The sequence below is a fragment of the Micromonospora sp. ATLC16 genome (genome assembly GCF_057196645.1).
Window position 1 is genome coordinate 62105 of record NZ_JBXUOW010000014.1, and the last position, 12618, is coordinate 74722.

Sequence of the window (12618 nt, forward strand, 5' to 3'; positions counted from 1 at the left end):
GGTCAGTGCGGGGTGAACACGGCGCGGAGGCACTCCTCGGGCCGGTCCCGGAACAGTGCGTACCCCTCCGTGGCCCGCTCCAGCGGGAAGTGGTGCGTGGCCAGGTGTTCGGTACGCAGCTCGTCGCGAGCCATCCGGTCCAGCAGCATCGGGATGTGCCGCTGGCCGTGCTGGCGTCCACCGCGCACGGTCAGTCCCTTGTGCACGACGACGCCGGCCGGGAAGGCGTCGACATGCCGGACGCCGCCGTTGAGGACGAATACGCTGCCACCCTTGCGGCAGGCGTACACCGCCTCCCGGACCGCCTCCGGCACCCGGGCGCGGCCGGTGAACCGGTCGGCGAGTGAGCGGTGTTCCCCCGCCGGACCGCCGGCCGCCTCGACGCACACGTCGGGTCCCCGCCCACCACTGAACTCCCGCAGCTGCGCCGCGACGTCGGTGTCCCGCCGGTCGATGGTCTCGGCGCCGACGTGCTGCCGCGCCAGCAGCAACCGCGTGGGGTGCCGGTCGACGACGACCACCCGCTCGGCGCCGAGCAGCCAGGCGGCCCGGGCGGCCAGCTGACCGACCGCACCCGCGCCCCACACCGCCACCACGTCACCGGGCTGCACCTCGCCTCCCTCGGCACCCAGCCAGCCGGCCGGTGCGGCGTCCGAGGCGAACACGGCCCGGTCGTCGCCGACGGACTCCGGCACCGGAAACGCCCCGACATCGGCGTACGGCACCCGGACGTACTCGGCGTGACTGCCGGCGAAACCACCTGCGGCCCGGGGCTGGCCAAAGCCGCCCGCCACCGGGTGCCCCCACTCCGCCTCGCTCGCGGCCGGGTCGCTGCTGCCGTTGTCGCAGCACGAGGGGAGCCCGCGCCGGCAGTACCAGCAGGCGCCGCAGGCGACCGACGCGCAGACCACCACCCGGTCGCCGACCCGGTGCCGGCGCACCGCGGCGCCCACCTCGACCACGTCGCCGAGGAACTCGTGGCCGAGCACGTCACCGGCGGCGAGGCCCGGCGCCTGCCCGGTCAGCAGCGGCAGGTCGGCACCGCAGGTGGCGCTGCGCCGCACCTGGACGATCACGTCGTGGTCGTTGCGCAGCTCCGGATCGGGCACCTGGCGCACGGCCAGCTCGCCGCCAGCGGTCCAGCAGAGCGCTTTCACCGTGGCGGCCCGTTCGTTCGCGACCGGGGAATGTCGAGCGGTACCACCGGCCCGCGCTCGCCGGTGGTCCGGTCGGCACGCAGCACCTCGCCGGTCTCGGCCAGCTGTTTGACCTGCCAGAGCGCCTGCCGTACCAGCAGGCCAGGATCGTCGCCCAGCAGGTGCGCGACGAGTCCGGGCCAGGCAGCGTGCGGTCGTGGCCGGGCCGCCAGCTCGGTACCCCGGCCGCCCGGTGCGCGTGCCACCGCGACCTCGACGGCGCCGTCGAGGCGGCGGAGCGGCGGCGGCCAGGCCCCGGTCGGCAGCACCTGCTCCGGTGGCCGATCGACCGTCACCACCTGCCAACCTTCCGGGTGTCGGACGGACCGGGGCCGCCGCCGGGTGACAGCGGTGCGTGCGGCCCTGGCGACCGCCACGCCGAGGGCACCGGTCACCGCGACAACAGTCCCGACCTGTCCCACTCGTACCTCCGATCCCGCTTGCGCACCGGGTGGTCCGTCCCGCCGAACGGCGTCGGTGGGTGGCCGGGTGGATCCGCGACGCGTCCGCCCAGCTCATTGCCAGCCTCGCCGCTGGCCGGGTGAACCCGGTTCCCCCGGAAGGGGTGAACCGGCGCGGGTCGGGTAACCGTTCGCCGTAGGACCGGGGGAGGAAACACGCGTCCGTGGGGGTGGGCCGGATGCCGGATGACCGCAGCACCGTCCGGGCCGACGCGGCGGTCCGCGCACCGGGCGGCCCACCCCTGCTGGCTTCTCGCCTCGCGCCCGCCGTGCCGGGAGGAGCGATGGTGCTGCGGCCCCGGCTGGCCCGGTTGCTCGACGAGGCGGTGACCCGCCCGGTCACTCTGCTCCGGGCACCCGCCGGCTGGGGCAAGACCACGCTGCTCGCCACCTGGCGACGGACGCGGCAGGAGGCAGAACCGCAGGCCCCGGCACCGGCCTGGGTGTCGGTCGAGGCGGGTGACGATCCGGACCGCCTCTGGTCGTATCTGGGCGCCGCGTTGCGCTCCGTGGCGGATCCGGCGGAGACACCGCTGCCCGACCGGGCACCGCGACCGGACGAGTTGGAGATCGTCGCCGCCGCCCTCGCCGCCCGGGAACGGCCGGTGGTACTGATCGTGGACGACCTGCACCGGATCACCGAACCGGCGGCGCTGGCCGGTCTGGAGTTCCTGCTACGCCACAGCGAGCAGCGGCTACGGCTGGTGGCGGCCGGACGGACCGGCCCGCCGCTGGCGGTGCACCGGCTGCGGCTGGCCGGGGAGTTGACCGAGATCGGCCCGGATGACCTGGCTTTCACCGGCGACGAGACCGCCGACCTGCTCACCGCGCACGGGGTGGCGGTGCCGGCCGCGGCGGTGGCCCGGCTGTGGCAGCGGACCGGGGGATGGGCGGCCATGCTGCGGATCGCCGCCCTCGCCCTGCGCGACCAGCCGGATCCGGAACGCTGGATCGGTGAACTCGGCGCCGACCAGCCGGAGGTCGCCGGCTACCTGCGAGCGGAGCCGCTGGCCGGACTGGAGTCGACGGACCGTGAGTTGCTGCGCCGCGCGGCGGTCGTCGATGCCGTCTGCGCCGGCCTGGCCGCCGCGCTCAGCGGGGACGCGGACGCCGAGGAACGCCTGCGCGCCATTGCCGACGACAACGGTCTGCTCCACCACGACGGCAGCCGGCCGGTGTGGTACCGGTGCCATCCGCTGCTGGCCGACCTGCTGCACCGCGAACTGGTCCGGCTGCCCCCGGCGGAACTGCGCGACCTGCACCTGCGGGCGGCCGGATGGTACGCCGGCAACGGCCGACCAACAGCCGCTCTGCGTCACGCGCTCGCCGCTGGTGACTGGACCTCCGCCACCGATCTGTTCGTGGTCCGGTGGCCGGAACTGGTGCCCTACGAGCGACCGGCCGGCGGCGGCCCGGTGCCCGCGCCACCCCCGCCGGAGGCGGTGGAACGCGACCCGGAACTCGCGCTGGCCTGCGCCGCCGAACGGGCCCTCGGCGGCGACACCGGGGCTGCCGAGGCTTTCCTGCGGCTGGCCGGCGGGCACACCCGCCGGCTGCCGCAACCGCGTCGGTCCCGGTTCGACCGGCTGGTCGCCGCGGTCGAACTCACCCTGGCCCGACTGGCCGGCGACCCGCAGCCCGTACGCGACGCCGCCGCCCGGCTGCTCGCCACGGATGGTGGACAACCGACCGGCGACCCACGGGCCGCCCACGCCGGTGAGGACGCCGACGTGCGGGCCGTGGCCGGCACCGCGCTCGCCCTGCTGGCGTTGGACGACGGCGACCTGACCGGGGCGGCGACCGGCTTCGCCGAAGCGCTGGCGGCCGCCCGGGAGGCGGCACGTCCGCGCACCGAACTGGTCTGCGCCAGCCGTTGGTCCCTGGTGGCGGCGCAGCGTGGGCAGCTGCGCGCCGCCGAGGAACTGGCCCGGGCGGCGTTGGCCCTGCCGTCCGGTCAGGGCTGGGCGGCGTTGCTCGACTGCGGGTACGCGCATCTGGCGCTGGCCGTCGTGGCGCTGCACCGAAACCAGCCGGCGGAGGCCGAGGCGCACCTGGGCCTGGCCGCGCCGGCTGGGGCGGAACCGGTGCCCGGCGTGGTGGCCGGTTGGTGCCGCGCGTATCTGCGCCTCGACGAGGGGGCGTCGAGTGTCGGTCACCGGCTGCTGGTGGAGGCCCGCACCGGATGGGGCGCGCGCGGCGGTGAGCTGGGCTCGTGGCTGCGCGCCGCCGAACTGGACCTGCACAGCGCGCGGGGCGATGTGCAGACCGCCCGGGAACTGGCCGGTGAGCCGTCGTCGGGGCCGACGACCGGTGCGGCGGCGGCGCTGGCCGTCGCGGCGGCCCGGACCGAACTGCGGGCTGGTGACCCACCTGCCGCCGACCGTCTGCTGCCGGACTGGACCGCCGCACCGGCGGCCGACTGGCCGCTGCCGGTACGCCTCGACGCCGCGCTGCTGGCCACGGTGCTGGCCATCCGCGCCGGTGACGACCGTCGGGCGGGCCGGCTGCTGGAGCAGGCGCTCGACCTGGCCGCTCCGGAGGATTACCGTCGCCCGTTCCGACAGGCCGAGCCGGGGCTGCGGGAACTGCTCACCGCCCACCTCGACTCCGGCACCGCCCACTGGCCACTGGTGAGTGACCTGGTGCGCGCGGTCGACGCACCGGCCGGGCCGGCGGGTGGTCCGGCCACCGCCGACGCGGCGGTGCCGCCGCTGGACGAGCCGCTCACCGAGCGGGAGCTGACGATCCTGCGCTACCTCCAGAGCATCCTGTCCAACGTGGAGATCGCCGCCGAACTGTCGGTCTCCGTCAACACGGTCAAGACCCACGTCCGCAACATCTACCGCAAACTCGACGCCACCCGCCGTCGCGACGCCGTCCGCCGCGCCCGCCAACTCCACCTGATCTGACCTGCCCACCCCCGCCCGCCTCCCGATCTCCGTCGATCATGGAGTTGGTGTGCCCCGCCGCGGTGTGGCGCGACTACAACTTCAAGATCAACTAGGCTCGGGGGTTGGCGGTGTCGATGGCGGTGAGGAGGGTGGCTGGGGCGAAATCGCGGTTATGGCGGATGTCGTTGACGAAGAGGGTGGGTGTGGCGTCCACGCCGCTACGGATGGCGCCGACGAAGTCGTGCCGGATCCGGTCGCCGTGGGCGTGCCGTCCGATCTCCGCCTCCACCTCGTCGACGGGCAGGCCGAGCTGTTCGATACCGAGCGTCAGGTGCACCGGATCCAACTGGTCCTGGTGCTCGTAGAGCCAGTCGTGCACCTTCCAGAACTGACCCCGCCGCCCGGCGGCCTCCGCGGCCTCGGCGGCCCGTTCGGCGTACGGGTGGGTGTTGGTGATCGGGAAGTGACGGTAGACGTGGCGGACGGTGTCGCCGCGCTGCCGCAGCGCCTCCGTCAGATTGGCGTGGGCGAGGCCGCAGAAGGGGCACTGGAAGTCGCCGTACTCGACGATCGTCACCGGCGCGTCCAGCGGACCACGGATGTGGTCGTGCTCGGTGACGGGTGCGCGGAGTCGCGCAGTGACCTGTAGGGGCGTGGTCAGCTGGTCGGTCATACCACCAGCCTCGGACCGGGTCGGGTGAGCGCGACTCACCCGACCCGGGTGGTTCCGGCGACTCAGCGGAGCACCGGGGCGACCGCGATGTGGTTCTGCACCTCACGGATGCCGGGGGCGGACCAGACGACCCGCTCCACCTCGGCGCGTTCGGGCATCGAGTGCACCAGTCCGCCGAGCAGTACCGTGTCGCCGTGTACGCGTACCGTCACCTGTTCCGCGTCGGTGGCCCGGTTGCGGGCCAGCGCGTCGACGATGCGCCGGGCCAGCAGGGCGCCATCCGGGCGTACCGAAGGCCGGACGCTCATGCCGTTGCTGAAACCGCGTACGCCCCTCAGTTGGCCGACGGCCTGTGCGGCGGCGCGGCGCTGGTACTCCCACTCGACCTCGCCGTGCAGGGTGACCCAGCCCTGGGAAACCGTGACGTCGAGCGCGTCGACCGGCACGAACGCCTGCCACTGCAGGGCGTGCCGGACCGCGGCGGCGATCTCCGGGTCGGTGCGTTCGGCGCCGGTCACCAGTCGCACCGCCAGGTCGTTGGCCACCGCCCGCACCTGAGCGACCCGGTGCGCGGCGCGCTCGGCCGCCCACTTCTTGGCGTAGCTGTCCACCCGCCCGGTCAGCGTCACCACGCCCTCGGTGACGGCCACCCCGATCTCGTGCGGCCGGACCCGGGGCTCCCAGTCGAGTTCGTCCAGCACCGCGGACTGGATGTCCTGGTCGATGCGGTTGATCGTCGAGATGCTGGCCATCGGTCGCTCCCCTCTCACCGTGACGGCGCGGACCGGCGGGCCGGCATGCCTGGTCCGCCGCGACCGAGCCTAGTGACCGTCCGGGTGAGTTGGCCTCACCCGGATCGAACGAGGCCGGCCGCCCCGACCGGAGCCGCTCGGAGGGTTCCGGCCGGTGAGAGGCGGAGGGATGACAAGCACGACAGGCCCCGCCCGACCGCCTCGGTCGGTGGGGCCCGTCGTCACGGAGACCGTCAGCTGACGGGATTCGTCGGGTCGGTGGGGGAGTCGGGGCGGTCCACGTCGACGAACTCGATGTCCTCCAGGGCCCGGTCACGGCTCCCGGCGGCACGTGCGGCGGTGCCGGCGGCCCAGCCGACCGCGACACCGACCAGGGCGGCGCCGATCAGCAACGTCCACGGCAGCGCCGGGCGGCGTCCGGCGAGCGCGTCGAAGGCGCGGCTGGCCCGGTGACGCGCCTCCTCGGCGGCCGACTCGACCAGATCACCGGCGTCGTCGGCGAAACCGGCGGAGCTGTGGCGGGCGGTGCGGGCGGTATCGCGGATGCTGTCGCCGGCGTTGCTCACCGCCGAGACGAGGTGTTGCCACGCCTGGTCCGCGATCCGCTCCGGCTTGCTGCGGCGCTCCAGCAGATGTGTTCCGAACATGTGGTTCCCTCCTCGACAGTGCCGGAGCCGGTGCACGCATCAGCTGTCGGCGGCGTTGTCCGGCCGTTGGCGGTTCGCATCCGAGCCTGTGCCCACACCGACTTGGATGCAAACCATCGAAACTCTCGCCCCGACCGGAAGGGCAGTGCGTCCCCGGGGCGCGGTCCAGGCCGGACCCGGTTCGCCGCACCGGGGGGTCAGCGGACGACGACCGCCACCACCGCGGCACGGGCGAAGTCATCGTCGTCGTCATCGCCGTCACCGCCGCCGAACCCGCAGGCCAGTACGAGGGCGAGTAGGGCACTGACTCCGGCGAGCGCGGCGAGTCTGCGGAGCATGAATGTCGTCCTCCCGTCACAGGGTCACCCGTGATGCTAGGCACACCGTGCCACCGTCGCGCGTCCAGCGCAGGTCAGGGCCGTTGTCTGTGGGCACGCCGGCAGTGCTGGGAAACGACGGGAACGGCGTCGGCCCGCTACCCTGGTTCGGCGGCGTAGGCGGCAGCCTAGCGCTCAGTGATAAGGCCAATAAAGTTCGGATATGGGTGATTTGTTGCGCCCGGATCCGTGAATTGCTCATCCCGAGGGGTGGCGACCGAGGCGGTTGAAGGAATACTGTCGGTCGCGGCCCGCGTACTGATGAGGCGCCCGTCGTACGGGCGAGTGGAGGTGCTCGCGTGAGCCTGTCGATCCTGCAGACGGTTCGGACCGGTGGTGTCATCGAGATCGCCCCTCGGGGCGAGATCGACGTCGACACCGCGTACGAGGTGAAAGAGGCCATCGCCGAGGTGCTGGTCAAGGGGCGGCCGGCCCGAATCGAGCTCAACATGCGGCTGGTCACCTTCATCGACTCGGTGGGCATCAGCGCGATGGTCGCCGGCTTCCAGACCGCCGAGGTCAGTGGAGTGAAGCTGATCGTCACCGAGCCGAGCCGGTTCGTCCACCGGCAGCTCTGGGTGACCGGCCTGCTCGGTCTCTTCGGCGCGCCCGAGCCCTACTACGCCGGGGCCGCCACGGCCCCCGAGGTGCTCCCCGGGGTCTGACCCGCCGTGACTGGCCGACGGGCCCGGGTCACTCCGTGCCGAGGCCGGACAGGTCCACGTCGGCCACCTCGGTGACCGCCCGCACCGCGGTCACCGAGGCGTAGCCGTCGGCGAGCAGGGCCAGGTCCGTACCGGGCTGTACCGACTGGCCCGACTCCTCGAGAGACGTGCGCACGAAGCCGTGTCCGGACTCGGCGACGGTCATTTGCACCTGGCCGAAGGTCGCCAGGGTGGCCTGGCTTCCTGGCACGACGGTAACCAAGAAGACGCGTCGAGGGAGGGCGCCCCGCCGGCCGACGGGAAACGCAACGCCGGGTGAACCGCTCGTGAAGAGTGGTTCACCCGGCGTGACGAGCAGGTCAGTACACCGACAGGTGGACGTGGTTGGTGTGGTCGCTGGACGGGTCACCCCGGGCGCCGCTGTACGACTTCCAGCCGCTGCTGGGCAGCCAGATCTGCCTGTACCAGATCACGTAGAGCACCGCGAGCCGGTCGGCGTTCTTGACGAAGTACGCCGCCAGGTTGTTGCCGTAGGTCCGGTCACCTCCGGTCGCGTCCCCGCCGAAGCCCTTCTTCTGGGCCGCGAAGTCGCAGGCCCGGCCCTTCGGGTGCTCGCCCGAGCCGCCGGGGCGGTAGCAGGAGACGTACCTGGTGAAGCCGGCCGACTTGGCCTGCTTCAGCGCGTGCAGGGTGCGTGGGGTGATGCAGCCGTTGGCCGGGGTCGGGTCGTTGACGCTGCACGATTCCGAGGGCCACGACCCGTTGGAGTTGCGGGGGGCGGGCTTGGCGGTAGGGCTCGACCCGCTGCTACGCGACGGTGGGCGGGCGGCCCGTCCGGCGGTCCGCTTGGCGGCGCGCTCGGCGGCCCGCTCGGCGGCCCGCTTGGCGGCCCGCGCCCGTTCGGCCGCCTCGTCCCGCTCGATGGCCACGGTCAACGCTCGCTCGGCCTGGTCCTTGCGCTTGGCCATCACGGCCACCTGCTTGCGCTGCTCCTGGATCTCCACGTCCAGGGCCTGCTTGGTGGCGCTGACCTCGTCCCGGGCGGTCTGAAGTTCACGCAACGCGCGGTCCTCGTTGGCGGCCACCGCGTCCAGCGCCGCCGCCCGGTCCATGAAGCCGGCCGGTGAACCGCTGTTGAGCAGCGCCGACGCGGCGCCCAGCCGCCCGGTGCGGTACGCCTGTGCGGCGATCTCGGCGACCTTTGTGCCGCGCTCGGCGACCTGGCTCTCGGTCGTCTTGAGCTGCTCGGCAAGCTTTTTCTGGCGCTTGACCGAGCGGTCGAGCGCCGTCTTGGCGTCGAGGTAGCCCTTGCTGGCTGCCTCCAGCTGCGCGCGCAGGGCCGGGGTGCCACCCTCGTCGTCCACATCGCCCGGGGCTGCCGCCCGCGATGGCGGCGGTGCCGCGGCGGCGGGGGTGAAGGGGGCCAGCGCGACCCCGAGGGCGAGGGCGAGCGCGGCGGCGATCAGGGCCACCGTGGGGGCGGCCGGTCTTACCGTTGCCACTGCTGGCATGCACATGTCCTTCCGTCAGCCGCCGACCGGGTTAGCTGACGGGTTCGGGACGGAAGATCCCTTCCGCTTGCGCGGATACACCCCAGGAACGCGGTTCCCCGGTTCGCCCTGGCGGGCGATTAGGCGGCGGCCGCCGCCGGCACCGGTGGGTGCCGCCTGGCGATGGCCGGGTCAGAGCCTACCGGTGCCCAGGTGACCGGTGCAGCTGCTGGTACTGCTGGTGTTCGGTTGTTGACCAGTAGACCAGAGTAAAAGCGGCGAATATACCTTTTTGTCTGATTCATCTGGTCACCACTGTGCCGCCCCGCAGGGCCCGGGATCCGATCGCGGCTCGATCTGGAGGGTCGCGTGTTCGATCTGGAAGTCCTCGTGCAGTGCCGCGCGGGCCGCCGCCAGCACGGCGCCGAGGTCGGTGCCCGGGCGTACGGTCAGGTGCGCCGAGGCGACCTCCATGCCGGAGGTCAACGTCCAGATGTGCAGGTCGTGGACGCCGGCCACGCCCGGGACCGCGGCCAGCCGGTCGTGCACCGCGGTGACCTGAAGGTGTTCCGGAGCGGCCTGGACCAGGATGCGTACCGCGGCCCGGCCCAGGCGCCACGTCCGGGGCAGGATGAACGTGGCGATCGCGACGGCCACCAGCGGATCGGCCCACCACCAGTCGGTGACGGCGATCAGCGCGGCGGCCGTGATCACGCCGAGCGACCCGAGCAGGTCCCCCAACACCTCCAGGTACGCCCCGCGCAGGTTGATGCTCTGCCGCGCCCCGGGACGCAGGAGGGCGAACGCGGCGACGTTGGCGAGCAGGCCGAGTGCCGCCACCACCAGGACCGGGCCGGCGAGCACCTCGGGCGGATCGCCGAAGCGGCGTACCGCCTCGACCAGCACGTACACCGCCACGCCGGAGAGCAGGACGGCGTTGGCCAGGGCCGCGAGCACCTCCAGTCGGTAGAGCCCGAAGGTGCGTTGCGGGTCCGTGTCGGCCCGCCGGGTGGCGGCTACGGCCGCGAGGGCCATCCCGATGCCCAGCACGTCGGTGAACATGTGCCCGGCGTCGGAGAGCAGGGCCAACGAGCCGGTCCGCAAGGCGGTGACCGCCTCAACCACCATCAGCGAACTGAGCAGGGCGAACGCCGCCCACAGCCGGCCGGAGTGGCGGTGTGCGGCGTTCGACACCGCAGCATGGTGGTGGTCTTGGCCGGCGCCCACCCAGACACCTTGCGTCGTCCGCCAGGCCGGGGAGGGAGCTATGCCAACATCGCTATGTGTGCAATCGTCGGGTGTTAGGGCTCAACCGGTCGGGTCGACGGTGGTCAACCGTTGGGTGGCCCGGGACAGCGCGACGTAAAGGGTTCGGACCCCGGAGCCGGGCTCCGCCCGGATCTCCGTCGGGGCGACCAGCACCACACCGTCGTACTCCATGCCCTTGGCCTCCAGGCTGGTCACCACCTGCAACCGCTGCCCGCCCAGCGCCCCCAACCAGGCCGCGACCTGGTCCCGCCGGGGCACCGGTGTGATCACGCCGACGGTGCCCTCGACCTCGCCGAGCAGGGCGCTGGTGGCCGTCACGACGCTGGTCTCCAGCTCGGCTGCCGGCACCTCGAACGAGAGCGGGTCGATCCCGGTGGAACGGACCGCGGTGGGCAACGCGAGATCCGGGTACGCCCGCCGGATCTCGGCCGCCGCCACCGCGAAGATCTCCGCCGAGTTGCGGTAGTTCGTGGTGAGCGTGAACCGGTGCCGGCGGCGGCGTCCCAGCGCCTGGTCGCGGGCCCGGGCCAACTCCTGCGGATCTCCGGTCCACGCGGTCTGCGCCGGGTCACCCACCACCGTCCAGGACGCCAGCCGCCCGCGTCGGCCCACCATCCGCCACTGCATCGGTGAGACGTCCTGGGACTCGTCGACCACCAGGTGTGCGTAGTCGCGGTAGTCCTCGGGCCGTTCCCGGGCGGCCTGCCGGGTAGCCCGCTGCCGGTCGGCGAAGGTGCTCAGCTCGCGTACCCCACCGGCCAACTGGAACGGGTCGCGCTTCGGCCGGGCGGGGCGCATCGGCTTGCCGAGCAGCGCGTCCAACTCGTCCAGCAGCGCGACGTCGGCGGCGGTCGGGCCCTCCGTGGCCAGCCCCCGGTACGCCGCCCCGAGCAGCCGGATCTCGGTGCCGGAGAGCAGGCCCCCGCCGTACCGGCGCAGCCGCTGCGGATCAGCCAACCAGGCGAGTACGTGCCGTGGGTGCAGCCGGGGCCACCACGCCTTCAGGAAGTCGCGGAAGTCCGTCCGGTCGATCAGCTCGTCCTCGAAGGCGCGCTGCTCGGGCAGCCCGGTGATGCCCAGCCGGCGGGCCTGCGACCAGAGCGCGGCGAGCACACCGTCGAAGCCGGCCCGACGCACCTCGTTGCGGCGGGCGCCACGGGGCAGCGCACGGTCCCGGATGGCGTCCAGCTCGGCCCGCTCCAACCGCAGCAGCGTGCCCCGGTACAGCAGGCGCAACTCGGTCGGGGAGTCGGGCACCGCGTCCCGGGCCGCCCGTTCCAGCACCCGGCGCATCCGCAGCGAACCCTTGACCGCCGCCACCTCCGGCGGGTCGGTGCGGGTGGCCACCACCCCGGGGAACAGGGTGCCCAGCGAGTGCAGGGTGGCGGTGTCCTCGCCCAGCGACGGCAGCACCGAGGCGATGTACTCGACGAAGACCGCGGAGGGGCCGATCACCAGGATGCCGCCACCGGCGTACCGGCTGCGGTCGGCGTAGAGCAGGTACGCCGCACGATGCAGCGCCACCGCCGTCTTGCCGGTGCCCGGGCCGCCGGAGACGATGGTCACCCCCGAACCGGGGGAGCGGATCGCCTCGTCCTGCTCGCGCTGGATGGTGGCCACGATGTCCCGCATGCCCCGACCGGTGGTCCGGGACAGGGTGGCCAGCAGCGCACCGTCGCCGACCACCGGCATGTCCGGCGGGGCGGCGTCCGGGTCCAGCAGGTCGTCCTCGATCCGGGTGACCCGCTCACCGCTGGACTGGATCGTCCGGCGGCGGACGACGCCGAGCGGCTCGGCCGGGGTGGCCTGGTAGAAGGCGGCGGCGGCCGGGGCTCGCCAGTCCACGACGAGGGTGCTGGCGTTCTCGTCGCGGATGCCGAGTCGCCCGACATACAGGGTCTGTCCGTCCCGCAGGTCGAGTCGGCCGAAGACCAGCCCCTCGTACTCGGCGTCGAGCAGGTGACGTCGCTGTGCGGCGTGGAAGACCATCGCGTCCCGCTCGACCAGCGCACCGAAGTTGCCGACCCGGGCGAGCCGGTAGCCGTCCCGTTCCGCGCGAACCGCGGATCGGCGCAGCTCGGCCAGTCGCGCGTACACCCGGTCGAGATGCCGTTGCTCGGCGGCCATCTCCCGATCCAGGATGCTCTGGTCCACCGCTCGCTCTCCTCGTGACGCCGCCCGGCCAACCGCACGAGAT

The 12618-nt window shown here is 73.3% G+C and carries 12 protein-coding genes and 1 riboswitch; of the genes, 2 read left to right on the top strand and 10 right to left on the bottom strand.

Annotation, left to right across the window (positions count from 1 at the left end; translation table 11 throughout):
* Positions 1-2: 2 nt before the first annotated feature.
* Together AC2CHE_RS08750 and AC2CHE_RS08755 are read right to left on the bottom strand one after the other, a co-directional pair.
* The gene (locus AC2CHE_RS08750; RefSeq protein WP_484504386.1) at positions 3-1157 is read right to left on the bottom strand and encodes an alcohol dehydrogenase catalytic domain-containing protein; all 1155 of its coding nucleotides are present in this window, start codon (positions 1155-1157) and stop codon (positions 3-5) included.
* Positions 1154-1591: a hypothetical protein gene (locus AC2CHE_RS08755; protein ID WP_484504387.1), complete on the bottom strand. Its 438-nt coding sequence runs from the start codon at positions 1589-1591 to the stop codon at positions 1154-1156. The genes AC2CHE_RS08750 and AC2CHE_RS08755 overlap by 4 nt, the downstream gene beginning before the upstream one ends.
* 245 nt (positions 1592-1836) lie before the next feature.
* Between AC2CHE_RS08755 and AC2CHE_RS08760 the strand changes: the two genes are divergently transcribed.
* Complete coding sequence (locus AC2CHE_RS08760) at positions 1837-4566, top strand: winged helix-turn-helix domain-containing protein (RefSeq protein WP_484504388.1); 2730 nt, start codon at positions 1837-1839, stop codon at positions 4564-4566.
* A 91-nt stretch (positions 4567-4657) separates the two neighbouring features.
* Here AC2CHE_RS08760 and AC2CHE_RS08765 read toward each other — a convergent pair whose 3' ends face one another.
* The 4 genes from AC2CHE_RS08765 to AC2CHE_RS08780 all read right to left on the bottom strand — a co-directional run bounded on the left by AC2CHE_RS08765 (position 4658) and on the right by AC2CHE_RS08780 (position 6958).
* Positions 4658-5209, bottom strand: a complete 552-nt coding sequence (locus tag AC2CHE_RS08765) for a DsbA family protein (RefSeq protein ID WP_484504417.1) — start codon at positions 5207-5209, stop codon at positions 4658-4660.
* Between the two features lie 74 nt (positions 5210-5283).
* The gene (locus AC2CHE_RS08770) at positions 5284-5973 is read right to left on the bottom strand and encodes a BON domain-containing protein (protein ID WP_484504389.1); all 690 of its coding nucleotides are present in this window, start codon (positions 5971-5973) and stop codon (positions 5284-5286) included.
* Between the two features lie 233 nt (positions 5974-6206).
* Entirely contained in the window at positions 6207-6620 is a 414-nt protein-coding gene (locus AC2CHE_RS08775) for a hypothetical protein (protein WP_484504390.1), read from the bottom strand.
* Between the two features lie 197 nt (positions 6621-6817).
* Entirely contained in the window at positions 6818-6958 is a 141-nt protein-coding gene (locus AC2CHE_RS08780; protein WP_484504391.1) for a hypothetical protein, read from the bottom strand.
* Positions 6959-7296: 338 nt separating this feature from the next.
* Between AC2CHE_RS08780 and AC2CHE_RS08785 the strand changes: the two genes are divergently transcribed.
* Positions 7297-7662: an STAS domain-containing protein gene (locus AC2CHE_RS08785; RefSeq protein WP_484504392.1), complete on the top strand. Its 366-nt coding sequence runs from the start codon at positions 7297-7299 to the stop codon at positions 7660-7662.
* A 28-nt stretch (positions 7663-7690) separates the two neighbouring features.
* Here AC2CHE_RS08785 and AC2CHE_RS08790 read toward each other — a convergent pair whose 3' ends face one another.
* From AC2CHE_RS08790 to AC2CHE_RS08805, 4 genes are all read right to left on the bottom strand, one after another.
* The gene (locus AC2CHE_RS08790; RefSeq protein ID WP_484504393.1) at positions 7691-7912 is read right to left on the bottom strand and encodes a hypothetical protein; all 222 of its coding nucleotides are present in this window, start codon (positions 7910-7912) and stop codon (positions 7691-7693) included.
* A 109-nt stretch (positions 7913-8021) separates the two neighbouring features.
* Positions 8022-9173, bottom strand: coding sequence for a coiled-coil domain-containing protein (locus AC2CHE_RS08795; protein WP_484504394.1), 1152 nt, complete (start codon positions 9171-9173; stop codon positions 8022-8024).
* A gap of 4 nt (positions 9174-9177) precedes the next feature.
* Positions 9178-9309, bottom strand: a riboswitch (cyclic di-AMP (ydaO/yuaA leader).
* 152 nt (positions 9310-9461) lie between these two features.
* Positions 9462-10379, bottom strand: coding sequence for a cation diffusion facilitator family transporter (locus AC2CHE_RS08800; RefSeq protein ID WP_484504395.1), 918 nt, complete (start codon positions 10377-10379; stop codon positions 9462-9464).
* A gap of 81 nt (positions 10380-10460) precedes the next feature.
* Positions 10461-12548 (bottom strand): HelD family protein, encoded by a 2088-nt coding sequence (locus tag AC2CHE_RS08805; RefSeq protein WP_484504418.1) that lies wholly within the window; start codon positions 12546-12548, stop codon positions 10461-10463.
* Positions 12549-12618 lie beyond the last annotated feature (70 nt).